Genomic DNA, 16,520 nt, shown 5'->3' on the forward strand with positions numbered 1-16,520 from the left:
ACGAACACTCCGAGGGGGGCACCCGTGCCGTATCTGACCGTGGCCGAGATCGAGGCGATCGCCCGGGAGGCCCACGCGGGCCAGACCGACAAGGCGGGCCGCCCCTACGCCGAGCACCTGAAGGCGGTGGCCGAGGGCGTGCGGTCCCGGGGCGGCAGCGACGAGCAGGTGGCCGCCGCGTGGCTGCACGACGCCGTGGAGGACGACCGGCTCTCCGAGGCCTGGCTGGCGGGCGCCGCGCTGCCGCGGGCCGTCAAGGACATGGTCCTGGCGCTCACCAAGCGGCCGGGCGAGGACCTGGAGGCGTACACCGCCCGGGTGCTGGCCGTGCCGGGCGCCCGCCTGGTCAAGGAGGCCGACCTGGCGCACAACGCCGACCCGGACCGCCTCGCCGTGCTGGACGGGGCGACCCGGGCGCGGCTGACGGCCAAGTACGCGCGCACCCGGGCCCTGCTGGGCCTCAGCGGCGACTGAGACCGGACGCCTCCCGCCGGAACGCCCACTCCATCCGCGGCTCGGTGACCCAGCGCAGCGCCCGCCGCACGGGCGGGGTGCACATGGCCGTCACCGCGACGGCGGCCACCACCGTGACGACGACCCTGCCGGACGGGGTGCCGAGCCCGTACCCGGGGACGAGCGCCCAGTAGTCCATGGCCTTCACCAGGAACCCGTGCAGCAGGTAGCCGCAGATGGTGCCAGCCCCCAGGGCGGTGTACCAGGTCCGCCGGCGGGGCACCCAGGCGAGGAAGGCGGCGGTGAGGACCAGGGCGCAGCCGAACAGCGCGAACGTCATGACCGGCCCCGCCCACCAGGGCGCGTCCAGTTCCTCGGCGCTGGTGCTGCGGTAGAACCAGCTCATCCGGACGTCCGGCGCGATCGCGTACGTGAACACCAGGGCGCCCAGCGCCACCGGCACCGCCGCCAGCCGGACCGCGCGGCGCCGGACCAGCTCGAAGTGCTCGGGCCTCAGCGACAGCCCCAGCACGAAGAAGGGCAGGAACTGCAGGATCCGCTGGAGGTCGAGGTCCTGGCCGATGCCGGGGGTGAGCGAGCCGAGCGCGGCGATGGCCAGGGCGACGGGGAGCGGGTGGCGCAGGCTCCGCCACAGGGGTGTGGACAGCCGCCAGACGAACAGCGCGATCAGGAACCAGGTGAGGTAGATCGGGTCGGTGAGGCTGATCGCCTGGTCGGGGGTGTGGCCGGCCCAGCGCCGGTAGAGCGAGTACGCCACCTCGAACACCAGGTAGGGCACGACGAGCCCGGTGACCAGGCGCCTGAGCTGGTCGGGCCGGCCGGTGAAGCTCCGCGAGAAGTACCCGGAGATCAGGATGAACGCCGGCATGTGGAACGTGTAGACGAACATGTAGAGCGCCCTGGTCGCGCGGCTGCCGTCCATGACGGGCTCCCACGCGTGGGCGACGGCGACGAGCACGATCGCCAGGTACTTGGCGTTGTCGAAGAACGCGTCCCGGCCGGGTCTGTCCGCCCCGCCGGGGCGGGCGCTCGTGGTGGTCTCGGGCTCCCCGGCCGGAGGGAGCAGGGTCTGCTGATTTCCATGCGGAGCGTGGAACATCTGAGGCACCCTAGCCACGTTTCCGCGCATTCGTAAAACACGCCGGAAGTTCCGCACATTCGTTTCTGACACCACCCCCAACCGCACTCTATGCCCCAATTTAACCCTCTTAAATGGTGCATATCATTACGCCGTCTTCGACGGAGAATTACGTGGCGGGCACGCTGCGGATTTCCTGTGACCGCGATGTGTGCGACGTGAAACGATCACCGTGGAATTCACCGTCCGTCATTCCGCCGCCCCTCCGGGCCGCGGCGGTGGCGCGACATGCTCGTGTGAACGATGTGTCAGCAGCCCTCACACGGGGAGATGTTGGTGGCACGATGGACCGAACGGGGGGCGCACGGCCGCGCACCCCGGGGCCGGCAAGGCGGACCGACCGAGGGTGTGTGATCAGTTGTGGCCATTTCACTGTCCGTGGTGCTGCTGTTGGCGATCATCCTCGTGGTGTTGATCCGCGGCGGCTCCCTCAAGGCGGGCCCCGCGGTGGTCGCCGTGCTCTTCGGCTTCTTCCTCGCCTCTTCCGGCATGGCGCCGTCCATACAGCGATTCCTCGACTCCATCGCGTCCACGATCAACCAGATCAGTTTCTGAGCCGTCCACCGGGTCGCAGCGCCTCTCGGCCGGGGCCAGACTGGGAAGGGGGGAACTCGTCGAGGAGGGACCCATGACGGGAACGACGCGTGAGGACACCCCCGTCGCCATCCAGGGCGACGGCGTGGAGCTGCGGATGCGGGAGGCCGGGGGCGACATGACCGTCGCCTTCGTGCGCTTCCCCAAGGGCACGGACATGGGGCCCGCCCTCAAGGGCCTGCCCGGCGACCTCTGCCAGTGCCCGCACTGGGGCTACCTCTTCAAGGGCCGGCTGATGATGCGCACCGAGGACGGCGAAGAGGTCTACGAGGCGGGGCAGGCCTTCTACTGGGGCCCCGGCCACGCGCCCGAGGCGCTGGAGGACTGCGAGTACCTCGACTTCTCGCCGACCAAGGACTTCGACGAGGTCATCGCGCACGTGAAGGCGAACATGGGCTGAAACCGGGCCCGGAAACGCGACACGGCCCGGGGAGAGGCGCCTCTCGCCCGGACCGCGGCCGGATGGAGCGGGCGACGGGAATCGAACCCGCGTAGCTAGTTTGGAAGACTAGGGCTCTACCATTGAGCTACGCCCGCGAGCAACGCACCGCGGGCCACAACAGGACCTCGGCGCGAACGCACGGTCATCGTAGCGGGTCGCGCCCGGTCGTCGCACACCCCTTAATCGTGCCGACGCACCGCCGTGGGGCATGTACCCTACGTGTCGCACCGACGGGGTGTGGCGCAGCTTGGTAGCGCGTCCGCTTTGGGAGCGGAAGGCCGTGGGTTCAAATCCCGCCACCCCGACCACACCGGAAGCGCCGGATCACGTGCGCTACCAAGATCACATTGTGGGCCTCATCCCGCTTGCGGTTACTATGCAAGCTGCGTGCCCGTGTGTCTCTCTGACCGGGCCGAATCCGCCGGAACCGCCGCAAGCGGCACCGGCAGAATCACAAGAATCAGCCACCAAGGAGACCGAACCGTGAAGAGCGCCGTGGAGACCCTGAACCCGACCCGGGTTCGGCTCACTGTCGAGGTGCCCTTCGAGGAGCTCAAGGACAGCCTCGACGCGGCGTACAAGAAGATCAACCAGCAGGTCACGGTCAAGGGCTTCCGCAAGGGCAAGATCCCGGCTCGTGTCATCGACCAGCGGTTCGGCCGTGGTGCGGTGCTGGAGGAGGCCGTCAACGACGCCCTCCCGAAGTTCTACACCGAGGCCGTCAACGAGGCCGAGGTCAACCCGCTGGGTCAGCCCGAGGTCGACATCACCGAGCTGAAGGACGGCGAGCTGCTGGCCTTCACCGCCGAGGTCGACATCCGCCCGACGGTCGAGATCCCGGACTACTCCGGCATCGAGGTCACCGTCGACGCGGTCGAGGTCACCGACGAGGACGTCGAGAAGTCCGTGCAGCAGCTGCGCGACCGCTTCGCGTCCACCAACCCGGTCGAGCGCGCCGCCGCCGAGGGCGACGTCGTGACGATCGACCTCGAGGCCAAGGTCGACGGCGAGGTCCTCCCCGACGGCGTCGCCGACGGCGTGCAGTACACCATCGGCTCCGGTGAGCTGCTCGACGGCATCGACGAGGCCGTCACCGGCCTGGAGGCCGGCGGCGAGGCCACCTTCACCTCCGAGCTGAAGGGCGGCTCCGCCGAGGGCAAGGAGGCCGAGGTCACCGTCAAGGTCACCCAGGTCGCCGCCCGTGAGCTCCCCGAGCTCGACGACGACTTCGCCCAGATGGCGTCCGAGTTCGACACCCTCGAGGAGCTGCGCGCGGACAGCCGCAAGCGCCTCGAGAACATGAAGCAGTACGACCAGGCCACCCAGGCCCAGGAGCGCGTCCTGGACGAGCTGCTGAAGCTGGCCGAGGTGCCGATCCCCGAGAAGCTCCTCGAGGACGAGGTCAACACCCGCAAGCACAACCTCGAGCACCACCAGCTCGGCCAGATGGGCCTGACCCTCGAGAAGTACCTGGAGCTCCAGGGCAAGACCGTCGAGGAGTTCGAGACCGAGACCCGCGAGCAGGCGGTCAAGGGCATCAAGACCCAGTTCATCCTGGACGAGCTGGTCAACCAGGAGAAGCTCAACGTCAACCAGGAGGAGCTCACCGAGCACCTCATGCGGCGTGCGGCCTCCTCCGGCATGAGCCCCGACCAGTTCGCCAAGGCCGTCGTCGAGGGCGGCCAGGTGCCGATGCTCGTCGGCGAGGTCGCCCGCGGCAAGGCCCTCGCGGTCGTCGTCGAGGCCGCCAAGGTCGTCGACACCAACGGTGAGCCGGTCGAGCTCGACGACGAGGACGAGACCGCCGAGACGGTCGAGGCCTCCGCCGACGAGACCGAGGACGAGGCCGAGGGCAAGACCGAGGCCTGAGCCACGGCCCCGGCATGAACGGTCCGACGGGCCCGATCCGCACCCGCGTGCGATCGGGCCCGTCGCCGTAACGCCCTCGCCCGCCCTCGCCGGCCCAACTACCTTGCGCTCCCAGCGAACAGTTCGGGAACCGGGATGGCGCCCGCCGACCAGCGCGTTAGGGTCCATGAATACGAGGGCAGGGGAGTACCCGCGCCCCCAGTACGCAACACGCTGAGACGGCCGGAGCCGTCAGAGACGAGCAGGTGGATACGTGACGAATCTGATGCCTTACGCCGCGGGTGAGCCGTCCATCGGTGGTGGCCTCGGCGACCATGTCTACAACCGGCTGCTCGGCGAGCGGATCATCTTCCTCGGCCAGCAGGTCGACGACGAGATCGCGAACAAGATCACCTCGCAGATGCTGCTCCTTGCCGCCGACCCGGACAAGGACATCTACCTGTACATCAACAGCCCGGGTGGCTCGGTGACGGCCGGCATGGCCATCTACGACACCATGCAGTACATCCCGAACGACGTCGTCACCATCGGTATGGGCATGGCGGCCTCCATGGGCCAGTTCCTGCTCACCGGCGGCACCCCCGGCAAGCGCTTCGCGCTGCCGAACACCGACATCCTGATGCACCAGGGCTCCGCCGGCATCGGTGGTACCGCCTCGGACATCAAGATCCAGGCCGAGTACCTCCTGCGCACCAAGAAGCGCATGGCCGAGATCACCGCGCGCCACTCCGGCCAGAGCGTGGAGACGATCATCCGCGACGGTGACCGCGACCGCTGGTTCACCGCGGGGGAGGCCAAGGAGTACGGCCTGATCGACGACATCATGTCTGCCGCCGCGGGCGTTCCGGGCGGTGGCGGCACCGGCGCCTGAGCCGGCCCGCCCTCCCGCCTCACAGCCCCGCCGAACGCCACCAGGATGGTGAACACCCATATGAGCAACTTCTCCGCGAGCGGCCTCTACACCGGCCCGCAGGTGGACAACCGGTACGTCGTCCCGCGCTTCGTCGAGCGCACCTCGCAGGGCGTGCGCGAGTACGACCCGTACGCGAAGCTCTTCGAGGAGCGCGTGATCTTCCTCGGCGTGCAGATCGACGATGCCTCCGCCAACGACGTCATGGCCCAGCTGCTGTGCCTGGAGTCGATGGACCCGGACCGGGACATCTCCATCTACATCAACAGCCCCGGTGGCTCCTTCACCGCGCTGACGGCCATCTACGACACGATGCAGTTCGTGAAGCCGGACATCCAGACGGTCTGCATGGGCCAGGCGGCGTCCGCCGCGGCCGTCCTGCTGGCCGCCGGCACCCCCGGCAAGCGGATGGCCCTGCCCAACGCGCGCGTGCTGATCCACCAGCCGTCCGGCGGCACCGGTCGTGAGCAGCTCTCCGACCTGGAGATCGCGGCCAACGAGATCCTGCGCATGCGCACGCAGCTGGAGGAGATGCTGGCGAAGCACTCCACCCAGCCGATCGAGAAGATCCGCGACGACATCGAGCGCGACAAGATCCTCACGGCCGAGGACGCCCTGGCGTACGGCCTGGTGGACCAGATCGTCTCCACCCGCAAGAGCACCGCGGCGGCGGCGGCCTGACGGCCCGACCTTCCCTTGGCACGGTGTGAACCGTGCCAAGGGGGGCCCGAACACGGGGCCCGGCAAGGTACCGTCGTTTATGAGGCACCAGGAGTCGGCTGAACCAAGCCGCTCCCAGGCGAAGGGGAAGCACCTCGTGGCACGCATCGGTGATGGCGGCGACCTGCTCAAGTGCTCGTTCTGCGGAAAGAGCCAGAAGCAGGTGAAGAAGCTCATCGCAGGCCCCGGTGTGTACATCTGCGACGAGTGCATCGACCTCTGCAACGAGATCATCGAGGAGGAGCTCGCCGAGACCTCCGAGGTGCGGTGGGAGGAACTCCCCAAGCCGCGCGAGATCTACGAGTTCCTCGAGGGGTACGTCGTCGGGCAGGAGCCCGCGAAGAAGGCCCTCTCCGTCGCTGTGTACAACCACTACAAGCGCGTCCAGGCCGGTGAGAACGGCGGCGCGCAGGGCCGGGACGACGCGATCGAACTCGCCAAGTCCAACATCCTGTTGCTGGGCCCCACGGGTTCCGGCAAGACGCTCCTGGCCCAGACCCTCGCCCGGATGCTCAACGTCCCGTTCGCCATCGCCGACGCGACGGCGCTCACGGAGGCGGGGTACGTGGGCGAGGACGTCGAGAACATCCTGCTGAAGCTCATCCAGGCCGCCGACTACGACGTCAAGAAGGCCGAGACGGGCATCATCTACATCGACGAGATCGACAAGGTCGCCCGTAAGAGCGAAAACCCGTCGATCACCCGTGACGTGTCCGGCGAGGGTGTGCAGCAGGCCCTGCTGAAGATCCTGGAGGGCACCACCGCCTCGGTGCCCCCGCAGGGCGGCCGCAAGCACCCGCACCAGGAGTTCATCCAGATCGACACGACGAACGTGCTGTTCATCGTGGGCGGTGCCTTCGCCGGCCTGGAGAAGATCATCGAGTCGCGCGCGGGTGCCAAGGGCATCGGTTTCGGCGCGACGATCCGCTCGAAGCGCGAGATCGAGGCGAGCGACCAGTTCCAGGAGGTCATGCCGGAGGACCTGGTGAAGTTCGGGATGATCCCGGAGTTCATCGGCCGTCTTCCCGTCATCACCTCGGTCCACAACCTGGACCGCGAGGCCCTGCTGAAGATCCTCGTCGAGCCGCGCAACGCGCTGGTCAAGCAGTACCAGCGCCTCTTCGAACTCGACGGCGTCGAGCTGGACTTCGACCGCCCGGCCCTCGAAGCCATCGCTGACCAGGCCATCCTCCGCGGCACCGGCGCGCGCGGCCTGCGCGCCATCATGGAGGAGGTCCTGATGTCGGTGATGTACGAGGTCCCCTCCCGCAAGGACGTGGCCCGCGTGGTCATCACGGAGGACGTGGTCCACAACAACGTCAACCCGACGCTGGTGCCCCGGGTCGTCAAGGACCCCGGCCGCCACGAGAAGTCCGCCTGACAGCACCCACCGCGCGCCAGAAGGGCGCCCACCCGGTTCCGCGAACCGGTGGGCGCCCTTTCCGCGTCCTGCTGGTGCGTCAGGCCTTGACGCGGACTTCCTTGCGGAGCTTGACGGTCGTGTCAGCGGCCGCCGACGGGTCGCCGCCCTTGCCGGTCAGGGCTCCCGCCATGTCGATCGGCATCACCATGCCGAGGGTGCTGTGGTCGCCCCAGACGCAGACGGTGAGCGTGACGTCCTTGGGACCCTGGCCCGCCGACGCGCCGGTGGGGCCCTTCATCTGCTGGCACTTGAGGACGGCGTTCTCCAGCCCGGCCGGCTCGTAGGCCTTCGGGCTGCCGACGAGCTTCGCCTCCGAGTCGGCGTCCTTCTCCGACTCCGTCTTCATGTGCGCGAAGAAGGCGTCCACCACCTTCTCGGGGTCCTCGATCTCGCCGTAGACGCCGCCGAACTGGAGCATCTTGGACGCGAAGGGGTTGCTCTCGTCGCCGGACTGGTAACCCGCCTCCACCTCCTTGGCGTTCTTCACGCCCCACTTCTCGGCCTCCTTGAGGAGGTCCTCGTCGCCGGACGACGAACCGCTGTCGCCCTTGCCCTTCTTGTACTCGCCGAGCACCGTCTCCGGGGTCACCAGCTTGTGCGGGCCGTCGTTCGCGATGTCGGCGCCGCCGCCCGAGCCGCCGAGGACGAAGTAGGCGCCCACGCCGATCGCGGCCACCGCCGCCACCGCGCCGAGGATCAGGCCCGTCTTCTTCTTGCCGCCGCCCGCGGCCGGCGGGGGCGGCGGGAACGCGCCGGGGCCGGCGCCGTACGGGGGCTGCTGCGGGGGCTGGCCGTAGGGGGCCGGCTGGCCGGGCTGCTGGGGGTAGCCGTAACCCTGCTGCGGAACACCCTGCGGGGGCGGGGCCTGCTGCGGGTAGCCGTAGCCGGGCTGGGGTGCCTGCGGCTGCTGGCCGTAAGGACCCGGCTGACCGTACGGTCCGGGCTGCTGGGGCTGTCCGCCGTACGGGCCCGGCTGGTTGTAACTCATTAAGGGGTTCCCCCTCCGAATGCTTATGCGTTCCTCACATCCTGGCCGAAACCCTCGTCTTACGGCACGGCGGGGGTCACACCGTTACCGAACATTCCCGTTTCAGTACGGGCCTGTGACACCTCTAAACTGTGGCCCGTGACCGAGAACACTCAGCAGCAGCCAGCATCCGTCCCCGAACTGCCGACCCAGTACGCGCCGGCCGAGGTAGAGGGGAAGCTGTACGAGCGCTGGGTAGAGCGCGGTTACTTCACGGCCGACGCGAAGAGCGAGAAGCCCCCGTACACCATCGTCATCCCGCCGCCGAACGTCACCGGCAGCCTCCACCTGGGCCACGCCTTCCAGCACACGCTGATGGACGCCCTCACCCGCCGCAAGCGGATGCAGGGCTTCGAGTCGCTGTGGCTGCCCGGCATGGACCACGCCGGCATCGCCACCCAGAACAAGGTCGAGCAGCAGCTCGCCGAGGAGGGCAAGTCCCGCCACGACCTGGGGCGTGAGGAGTTCGTCGAGCGCGTCTGGCGGTGGAAGGAGGAGTACGGCGGCAAGATCCTCGGCCAGATGCGCCGCCTCGGCGACGGCGTCGACTGGTCGCGCGAGCGGTTCACCATGGACGAGGGCCTGTCCAAGGCCGTCCAGACCATCTTCAAGCGGCTCTACGACGACGAGCTGATCTACCGCGCCGAGCGCATCATCAACTGGTGCCCGCGCTGCCTGACCGCCATCTCCGACATCGAGGTGGAGTACCAGGAGGACGACGGCGAGCTCGTCTCCATCCGGTACGGCGAGGGCGACGAGTCGCTGGTCGTCGCGACCACCCGCGCCGAGACGATGCTCGGTGACACCGCGGTCGCCGTCCACCCGGACGACGAGCGGTACAAGCACCTCGTCGGCAAGCGCATCAAGCTGCCGCTGACCGACCGCACCATCCCGGTCGTCGCCGACACGCACGTCGACCCCGAGTTCGGCACCGGCGCCGTCAAGGTGACCCCGGCGCACGACCCGAACGACTTCGCCATCGGCCAGCGCCACGGCCTGGAGTCCATGACGATCATGGACGAGCGCGGTGTCCTCACCGTCCACGGCCCCTTCCAGGGCCTGGACCGGTTCGAGGCGCGCAGCGCCGTCGTCGGCGCGCTGCGCTCGCAGGGCCGGATCGTCGCCGAGAAGCGGCCGTACGTCCACTCCGTCGGCCACTGCTCGCGCTGCAAGACCACCATCGAGCCGCGCTTGTCGATGCAGTGGTGGGTCAAGGTCGGCCCGCTGGCGAAGGCCGCCGGCGACGCCGTCCGCGACGGCCGCGTGAGCATCCACCCGGAGGACATGTCGAAGCGGTACTTCGACTGGGTCGACAACATGCACGACTGGTGCATCTCGCGCCAGCTGTGGTGGGGCCACCGCATCCCCGTCTGGTACGGCCCGGACGGCGAGGTCGTCTGCGTCGGACCGGACGACGAGGCGCCCACCGGCGAGGGCTGGACCCAGGACACCGACGTCCTGGACACCTGGTTCTCGTCCGGCCTGTGGCCGTTCTCCACGCTCGGCTGGCCGGAGCGGACGCCGGACCTGGAGAAGTTCTACTCCACCGACGTCCTCCTCACCGGCCACGACATCATCTTCTTCTGGGTCGCCCGGATGATGATGTTCGGCCTGTACGCGATGGACGGCGAGGTCCCGTTCAAGACCATCGCGCTGACCGGTCTCGTCCGTGACGAGCGCGGCAAGAAGATGTCGAAGTCCTTCGGCAACGTCGTCGACCCGCTGGACTGGATGGACGCGTACGGCTCCGACGCCGTCCGCTTCACCCTCGCCCGCGGCGCCAACCCCGGCACCGACGTCCCGATCGGCGAGGACTGGGTCCAGGCCTCCCGGAACTTCGCCAACAAGATCTGGAACGCCACCCGCTTCGCGCTGATGAACGGCGCCACGGTTCAGGGCCCGCTGCCCGAGCCGTCCGTGATGTCCGCCACCGACCGGTGGATCCTGTCGCGGCTGAACGCCACGGTCGCCGAGGTCGACGCGTTCTACGAGGACTTCCAGTTCGCCAAGCTCTCCGACGCGCTGTACCACTTCGCGTGGGACGAGGTCTTCGACTGGTACGTCGAGCTGTCGAAGACCACCTTCTTCGGCGGCGGCGAGCCGGCCCGGGTTTCGGCCCGCGTCCTCGGCGAGGTCCTGGACGTGACGCTGCGGCTGCTGCACCCGGTGGTCCCGTTCGTCACCGAGACGCTGTGGACCTCCCTCACCGGCGGCGAGTCCCTGGTCGTCGCCGACTGGCCCGCCGACTCGGGCTTCCGCGACGAGGCCGCCGAGCGCGAGATCGAGCTCGTCCAGCGGGTCGTCACCGAGGTCCGCCGCTTCCGCTCCGACCAGGGCCTCCAGCCCGGTCAGAAGGTCCCGGCCCGCCTGGACCTGGACGGCACGGCGCTGGCGCCGCACGAGGCCGCCATCCGCCAGCTGCTGCGGCTCCAGCCGGAGGGCGAGGGCTTCCACGCCACCGCCTCCCTGCCGGTCGCCGGCGCCACCGTCGCGCTCGACCTGTCGGGCACCATCGACGTGGCGGCGGAGCGCAAGCGCCTCGCCAAGGACCTGGCGGCGGCGGAGAAGGAGAAGGCCCAGGCGACGGCCAAGCTCGGCAACGAGGCCTTCCTCGCCAAGGCGCCCGACAACGTCGTGGACAAGATCCGCACGCGTCTGGCCAAGGCCGACGAGGACATCGCCCGCATCGAGAACCAGCTGGCGAACCTCCCCGAGGCGTGACCCGGACGGCGGGGGCGCGGGGCATGTGCCCCGCACCCCCGCCGTACCGGCACCGGTCCCGGCGCTGTCGGTGGGGCTCCGTAGACTGGCCCTGTGAGTGAGCAGCCCTCGTCCAGCGACAGCGACGACTTCGACGAGATCGTGGACGTCGAGACCAACAGAGACCCCGACCTGGCGGTGATCGAGGCCGGCAGCCGTACGCTGCGCGCCCAGGCCGGCCCGCCCGCGGCCGCCGAGGCGGTGCCCGGGCGCCCCGCCGACCCCGAGGTGGACCAGGCGCTCCGCACGGTCGAGCAGGAGCTGGCCACCCGCTGGGGCGAGACCAAGCTGGAGCCGTCGGTGACGCGCATCGCGGCGCTGATGGACGTGCTGGGCGAGCCGCAGCGCGCGTACCCCTCGATCCACATCACCGGGACCAACGGCAAGACGTCCACCGCCCGGATGATCGAGGCGCTGCTCGGCGCGTTCGACCTGCGCACCGGGCGGTACACCTCGCCGCACGTGCAGTCGATCACCGAGCGGATCAGCCTGGACGGCGCGCCGATCGCCCACGAGCGGTTCATCGAGACGTACCAGGACATCAAGCCGTACGTCGAGATGGTCGACTCGTCCCAGGAATACCGGCTCTCCTTCTTCGAGGTCCTCACCGGTATGGCGTACGCCGCGTTCGCGGACGCGCCGGTGGACGTGGCGGTGGTCGAGGTCGGCATGGGCGGCAGCTGGGACGCCACGAACGTGATCGACGGGGACGTCGCCGTCGTCACCCCCATCGACCTGGACCACACGGACCGGCTGGGCTCGACGCACGCCGAGATCGCCGGCGAGAAGTCCGGGATCATCAAGCAGGGCGCCACCGTCGTCCTGGCGCAGCAGCCGGTGGACGCGGCGCAGGTGATGCTGAAGAAGGCCGTCGAGGTCGACGCGACGGTGGCCCGCGAGGGCATGGAGTTCGGTGTCGTCTCCCGCGAGGTGGCCGTCGGCGGCCAGCTGCTCACCCTGCGCGGGCTCGGCGGCGAGTACGAGGAGATCTTCCTCCCGCTGTACGGCGCGCACCAGGCGCACAACGCGGCGGTGGCGCTGGCGGCGGTGGAGGCGTTCTTCGGCGTGGGCGCCCAGGAGGCGCGGACGCTGGACCTGGACCGCATCCGTGCGGCGTTCGCCTCGGTGGCCTCCCCGGGCCGCCTGGAGGTGGTGCGGCGCAGCCCGACCGTGGTGCTGGACGCCGCGCACAACCCGGCCGGCGCGCGGGCCACGGCGGAGGGCATCAGCGAGGCGTTCGGCTTCTCCCGGCTGGTCGGCGTCGTCGGCACGAGCGGCGACAAGGACGTGCGGGGCCTGCTGGAGGCGTTCGAGCCGATCTTCGCGGAGGTCGTCGTCACGCAGAACTCCAGCCACCGGGCGATGGACGCCGACGAGCTGGCCGCGATCGCCGTCGAGGTGTTCGGCGACGAGCGGGTGGTGGTCGAGCCGCGGCTGGACGACGCGCTGGAGGCGGCGATCACCCTGGCGGAGGAGGAGGACGAGTACGCGGGGGCGGGCGTCCTCGTGACGGGTTCGGTGATCACGGTCGGCGAGGCCCGGCTGCTGCTCGGAAAGGGCTGAGGTTCCTGATGCGTACGCTCTGCGCGTCCACCCTGATCGGCGAGTTCTTCGTGATCGGCTTCGCCGGGCTGGTGGCCATGAAGGACGACAGCCTCTCCATGGGCACCGTCTGGACGGTCTGCGGCATCCTGATGGCCCTGAGCGTGCTGCTGTGCGGCATGATCACCCGGCCGGGTGGGACCGCACTCGGATGGGCGCTCCAGGTGGCGCTGGTCCTGAGCGGCTTCGTCGTGCCGGTGATGTTCTTCCTGGGCGCCGTGTTCGCGGGCCTGTGGTGGGCGTCGGTCCACTTCGGCCGCAAGATCGACGAGGCCAAGGCCAGGTGGGCGGCCCAGACCCCCTGACCGGGCGGCCGGGGAACGCGGGACCGGGTGCCGTTGCGCCGTACGGCCCCTGTAGCCTCGGCTCACCGCACATGTATGCCTGCAAGGAGCCGTAAACACATGACCCAGCGCACGCTCGTCCTTCTCAAGCCCGACGCCGTCCGCCGCGGCCTGATCGGCGAGATCATCGGTCGTATCGAGCGCAAGGCCGGATGGGCCATCACCGCGCTGGAGCTGCGCCACCTGGACCAGGACACGCTGGAGCAGCACTACGGCGAGCACAAGGGCAAGCCCTTCTACGAGCCGCTGGTCGCCTTCATGTCCTCCGGGCCGGTCGTCGCGCTGGTGGTCGAGGGCGAGCGGGTCATCGAGGGCGTACGCCAGCTGGCGGGACCGACCGACCCGATTGCCGCGGCACCCGGGTCCATCCGTGGTGATTTCGGCACCATCGTCCGGGAGAACCTGATTCACGCCTCGGACTCGGAGGAGTCCGCCATTCGGGAACTGAAGATTTTCTTCCCCGGCATTTCCTGACCCGCTGTCAGCCATACAGCGCTCATGACCTGGGGCGACCGAAGGAATTTCGGTCGCCCTTCGGCATATGAACGCCACGACCGGGAACGCATCGCTCCGACACTTCGTCACCTATACAGAGGCGGGCCACCGCGCCGTGTCCGCGCAGGCGGGACTACGATGTGAATCTCCTCGCCACACCACCCACCTCGCCGACCTGAGAAGCCGTCAACGCTCTAATTGGGAAGGCCCGACGCATCCTCATGGGAAACAAGGGGAACTCAATGTCGTTCATCGGCCGTGACATGGCTGTCGACCTCGGGACCGCCAACACGCTGGTGTACGTGAGGGGTCGCGGCATCGTCCTCAACGAGCCGTCCGTCGTCGCGATCAACACCAACACCGGCGGCATCCTGGCGGTCGGCGCCGAAGCGAAGAAGATGATCGGCCGGACGCCCGGCAACATCGTGGCGGTCCGGCCACTGAAGGACGGCGTGATCGCCGACTTCGAGATCACGGAGCGCATGCTCCGCTACTTCATCCTCAAGATCCACAAGCGCCGCTACCTCGCCCGCCCGCGTGTCGTCGTCTGTGTGCCCTCGGGCATCACCGGCGTCGAGCGCCGCGCCGTCATCGAAGCGTCCACCCAGGCGGGCGCCCGTCAGGTGCACATCATCGAAGAGCCCATGGCCGCCGCCATCGGCTCCGGCCTCCCCGTCCACGAGGCCACCGGCAACATGGTCGTCGACATCGGCGGCGGCACCACGGAGGTCGCCGTCATCTCGCTCGGCGGAATCGTCACGGCACAGTCCATCCGGGTGGCCGGTGACGAACTGGACAACGCGATCATCCAGCACGTCAAGAAGGAGTACAGCCTCCTCCTCGGCGAGCGGACCGCCGAGCAGATCAAGATCACCATCGGGTCGGCGTACGACCTGGACACCGACGAGCACACCGAGATCCGCGGCCGGGACCTGGTCTCCGGGCTCCCCAAGACGGTCGTCATCTCGGCCGCCGAGGTCCGCAAGGCCATCGAGGAGCCGGTCAACGCGATCGTCGACGCCGTGAAGACCACCCTCGACAAGTGCCCGCCGGAGCTGTCCGGCGACGTCATGGACCGGGGCATCGTCCTCACCGGCGGCGGCGCCCTGCTGCGCGGCCTCGACGAGCGGCTGCGCCGGGAGACCGGCATGCCGATCCACATCGCGGAGGACCCGCTGGACTCGGTGGCGCTCGGCTCCGGCAAGTGCGTCGAGGAGTTCGAGGCGCTCCAGCAGGTGCTGGACGCCCAGCCCCGCAGATAGCGGAGCCCCACAGGTCAGCCGTACGGGTGCTGTCGGACCCGTACGGCTGATCGTTGATCCGGTTGGTATAACGGCACAAACATTTCCTACGAGATTCCTACGAGGAAGGCACGGCCGCCCCACGTGAGGGACACACGAGAGAGCCGGCTGCTCCTGGTGCTGCTGGTCGCCATCGCGTTCGCGCTGATCACGGTGGACATCCGCGGCGGCGAGGAGTCACCCGTCGACGGCGCCCGACGGGCGGCCGCCACGGTCTTCGGCCCGGTCGAGAACAGCGTCGCGTCCGCCGTCAACCCGGTCGGCAACGCCATCGCCGCCGTACGGGACTCCGGCGAACGCCACGACCGCATCGCCGAACTGGAACGGCAGAACGCCGCGCTCAAGGCGAAACTCGGCAGCGACGACCGCAACCGCAGCCGCGTACGCGAACTCGACAACCTGCTGAAGAAGGCAGGCGCCGGGCAGTACGGCATCAAGGCGGCGGAGGTCATCGCCATAGGAGCCGCCCAGGGCTTCTCCTGGACCGTCACCATCGACGCCGGCTCCGACGACGGCATCAAGCGGGACATGACGGTCATCAACGGGGACGGGCTCGTCGGCCGCGTCACCACCGTCGGCCCCGGCACCTCCACCGTGCTCCTCGCCAGCGACCCGGACTTCACCGTCGGCACCCGCATGGAGCGCTCCGACGAACTGGGCTTCGCCACCGGGCAGGGCGACCGCCCGCTGTCCGTGCAGCTCCTCAACGGCAAGGCCAAGGTCAAGCCGGGCGACCGGCTCGTCACCTTCGGCTCGCGGGCCGACCGGCCGTTCGTGCCCGGCGTCCCGGTCGGCGAGGTCGTCCGCGTCGACCCCTCCACCGGCAACCTCACCCGCAACATCTTCGTGCGCCCGTACGTCGGCTTCAGCAAGCTCGACGTCGTCGGCGTCGTCGTCCAAGCCCCGCGAACCGATCCCCGCGACGCCGTCCTGCCGCCCAAGCCCGCGCCCGAGCCGACCGTCACGGTCACGGTGACCCCGTCCCCGACCGGGGCGCCCAGCGGTGCCCCGAGCGGGCAGCCGGAGGGGGAGTGACCATGCGCTTCAACCGGATCCTGCTCTCCACGACGCTCGTCGTCGTCGCCCTCGTCGTCCAGGTGTGCATCCTGGCCCGCCTCCAGCTCCCCGGCGCCGTCCCCGACCTGCTCCTGCTCGTCGTCGTCGGTCTCGCCCTGGTCTACGGGCACGTCAGCGGCGCCCTCATCGGCTTCGGGGCCGGCCTCCTCGTCGACCTCGCCCCGCCCGCCGACCACGCCGCCGGACGGTACGCCCTGGTGCTCTGCGTCATCGGCTACCTCGTCGGCCTCGCCAAGCCCGAGAACGGCCAGCTGCGCTCCGCGACCGGCCCCATGGCCATGGTGGTCGTCGCGGCCGTCGGCTCGACCCTGCTGTACGCGGGCGTCGGCGCCCTCGTCGGCGAC

The 16,520-nt window shown here is 69.4% G+C and carries 16 protein-coding genes and 2 tRNA genes; 15 read left to right on the forward strand and 3 right to left on the reverse strand.

Annotated features, from left to right (window positions below; genetic code table 11):
* Positions 1 to 24: 24 nt before the first annotated feature.
* Positions 25 to 474 carry an HD domain-containing protein gene (locus A4V12_RS13320; protein ID WP_064069513.1) on the forward strand — a complete coding sequence of 150 codons (450 nt, stop codon included), beginning with the start codon at positions 25 to 27 and terminating at the stop codon, positions 472 to 474.
* Here A4V12_RS13320 and A4V12_RS13325 read toward each other — a convergent pair.
* The gene (locus tag A4V12_RS13325) at positions 461 to 1,573 is read right to left on the reverse strand and encodes an acyltransferase family protein (protein ID WP_199831271.1); all 1,113 of its coding nucleotides are present in this window, start codon (positions 1,571 to 1,573) and stop codon (positions 461 to 463) included. The genes A4V12_RS13320 and A4V12_RS13325 overlap by 14 nt on opposite strands.
* 399 nt (positions 1,574 to 1,972) lie before the next feature.
* On the opposite strand from A4V12_RS13325, the gene A4V12_RS13330 reads away from it, so the two are divergent.
* Both A4V12_RS13330 and A4V12_RS13335 read left to right on the forward strand, forming a co-directional pair.
* Positions 1,973 to 2,167, forward strand: a complete 195-nt coding sequence (locus A4V12_RS13330; protein WP_064069514.1) for a hypothetical protein — start codon at positions 1,973 to 1,975, stop codon at positions 2,165 to 2,167.
* A 73-nt stretch (positions 2,168 to 2,240) separates the two neighbouring features.
* Entirely contained in the window at positions 2,241 to 2,606 is a 366-nt protein-coding gene (locus tag A4V12_RS13335) for a hypothetical protein (protein ID WP_064069515.1), read from the forward strand.
* Between the two features lie 63 nt (positions 2,607 to 2,669).
* Here A4V12_RS13335 and A4V12_RS13340 read toward each other — a convergent pair.
* Positions 2,670 to 2,743 (reverse strand) — tRNA-Gly (locus tag A4V12_RS13340).
* A 136-nt stretch (positions 2,744 to 2,879) separates the two neighbouring features.
* On the opposite strand from A4V12_RS13340, the gene A4V12_RS13345 reads away from it, so the two are divergent.
* The 5 genes from A4V12_RS13345 to clpX all read left to right on the forward strand — a co-directional run bounded on the left by A4V12_RS13345 (position 2,880) and on the right by clpX (position 7,528).
* Positions 2,880 to 2,956 (forward strand) — tRNA-Pro (locus A4V12_RS13345).
* 175 nt (positions 2,957 to 3,131) lie between these two features.
* Positions 3,132 to 4,517, forward strand: coding sequence for a trigger factor (gene tig, locus A4V12_RS13350; protein ID WP_064069516.1), 1,386 nt, complete (start codon positions 3,132 to 3,134; stop codon positions 4,515 to 4,517).
* Positions 4,518 to 4,770: 253 nt separating this feature from the next.
* Positions 4,771 to 5,388 carry an ATP-dependent Clp protease proteolytic subunit gene (locus tag A4V12_RS13355; RefSeq protein WP_079137019.1) on the forward strand — a complete coding sequence of 206 codons (618 nt, stop codon included), beginning with the start codon at positions 4,771 to 4,773 and terminating at the stop codon, positions 5,386 to 5,388.
* Between the two features lie 45 nt (positions 5,389 to 5,433).
* Positions 5,434 to 6,108 carry an ATP-dependent Clp protease proteolytic subunit gene (locus tag A4V12_RS13360; RefSeq protein ID WP_031070475.1) on the forward strand — a complete coding sequence of 225 codons (675 nt, stop codon included), beginning with the start codon at positions 5,434 to 5,436 and terminating at the stop codon, positions 6,106 to 6,108.
* Between the two features lie 136 nt (positions 6,109 to 6,244).
* Positions 6,245 to 7,528 carry an ATP-dependent Clp protease ATP-binding subunit ClpX gene (clpX, locus tag A4V12_RS13365; RefSeq protein WP_031070473.1) on the forward strand — a complete coding sequence of 428 codons (1,284 nt, stop codon included), beginning with the start codon at positions 6,245 to 6,247 and terminating at the stop codon, positions 7,526 to 7,528.
* 79 nt (positions 7,529 to 7,607) lie between these two features.
* On the opposite strand, the gene A4V12_RS13370 is transcribed toward clpX, so the two are convergent.
* On the reverse strand, positions 7,608 to 8,558 hold the full coding sequence (locus A4V12_RS13370) for a hypothetical protein (RefSeq protein WP_064069518.1): 951 nt from the start codon (positions 8,556 to 8,558) through the stop codon (positions 7,608 to 7,610).
* Between the two features lie 138 nt (positions 8,559 to 8,696).
* On the opposite strand from A4V12_RS13370, the gene A4V12_RS13375 reads away from it, so the two are divergent.
* The 7 genes from A4V12_RS13375 to mreD all read left to right on the forward strand — a co-directional run.
* Complete coding sequence (locus A4V12_RS13375) at positions 8,697 to 11,318, forward strand: valine--tRNA ligase (RefSeq protein WP_064069519.1); 2,622 nt, start codon at positions 8,697 to 8,699, stop codon at positions 11,316 to 11,318.
* A gap of 93 nt (positions 11,319 to 11,411) precedes the next feature.
* Positions 11,412 to 12,920 carry a bifunctional tetrahydrofolate synthase/dihydrofolate synthase gene (gene folC / locus A4V12_RS13380; RefSeq protein ID WP_064069520.1) on the forward strand — a complete coding sequence of 503 codons (1,509 nt, stop codon included), beginning with the start codon at positions 11,412 to 11,414 and terminating at the stop codon, positions 12,918 to 12,920.
* A gap of 8 nt (positions 12,921 to 12,928) precedes the next feature.
* On the forward strand, positions 12,929 to 13,264 hold the full coding sequence (locus A4V12_RS13385; protein WP_064069521.1) for a DUF4233 domain-containing protein: 336 nt from the start codon (positions 12,929 to 12,931) through the stop codon (positions 13,262 to 13,264).
* 99 nt (positions 13,265 to 13,363) lie between these two features.
* On the forward strand, positions 13,364 to 13,777 hold the full coding sequence (gene ndk / locus A4V12_RS13390) for a nucleoside-diphosphate kinase (protein ID WP_064069522.1): 414 nt from the start codon (positions 13,364 to 13,366) through the stop codon (positions 13,775 to 13,777).
* A gap of 263 nt (positions 13,778 to 14,040) precedes the next feature.
* Positions 14,041 to 15,060 carry a rod shape-determining protein gene (locus A4V12_RS13395; RefSeq protein WP_064069523.1) on the forward strand — a complete coding sequence of 340 codons (1,020 nt, stop codon included), beginning with the start codon at positions 14,041 to 14,043 and terminating at the stop codon, positions 15,058 to 15,060.
* Positions 15,061 to 15,183: 123 nt separating this feature from the next.
* Positions 15,184 to 16,134 carry a rod shape-determining protein MreC gene (gene mreC / locus A4V12_RS13400; RefSeq protein ID WP_064069524.1) on the forward strand — a complete coding sequence of 317 codons (951 nt, stop codon included), beginning with the start codon at positions 15,184 to 15,186 and terminating at the stop codon, positions 16,132 to 16,134.
* Between the two features lie 2 nt (positions 16,135 to 16,136).
* A partial coding sequence (gene mreD / locus A4V12_RS38640; RefSeq protein WP_234372169.1) for a rod shape-determining protein MreD occupies positions 16,137 to 16,520 on the forward strand: 384 nt, incomplete at its 3' end.

This window comes from Streptomyces noursei (assembly GCF_001646665.1).
Lineage (GTDB): Bacteria > Actinomycetota > Actinomycetes > Streptomycetales > Streptomycetaceae > Streptomyces > Streptomyces lavendulocolor.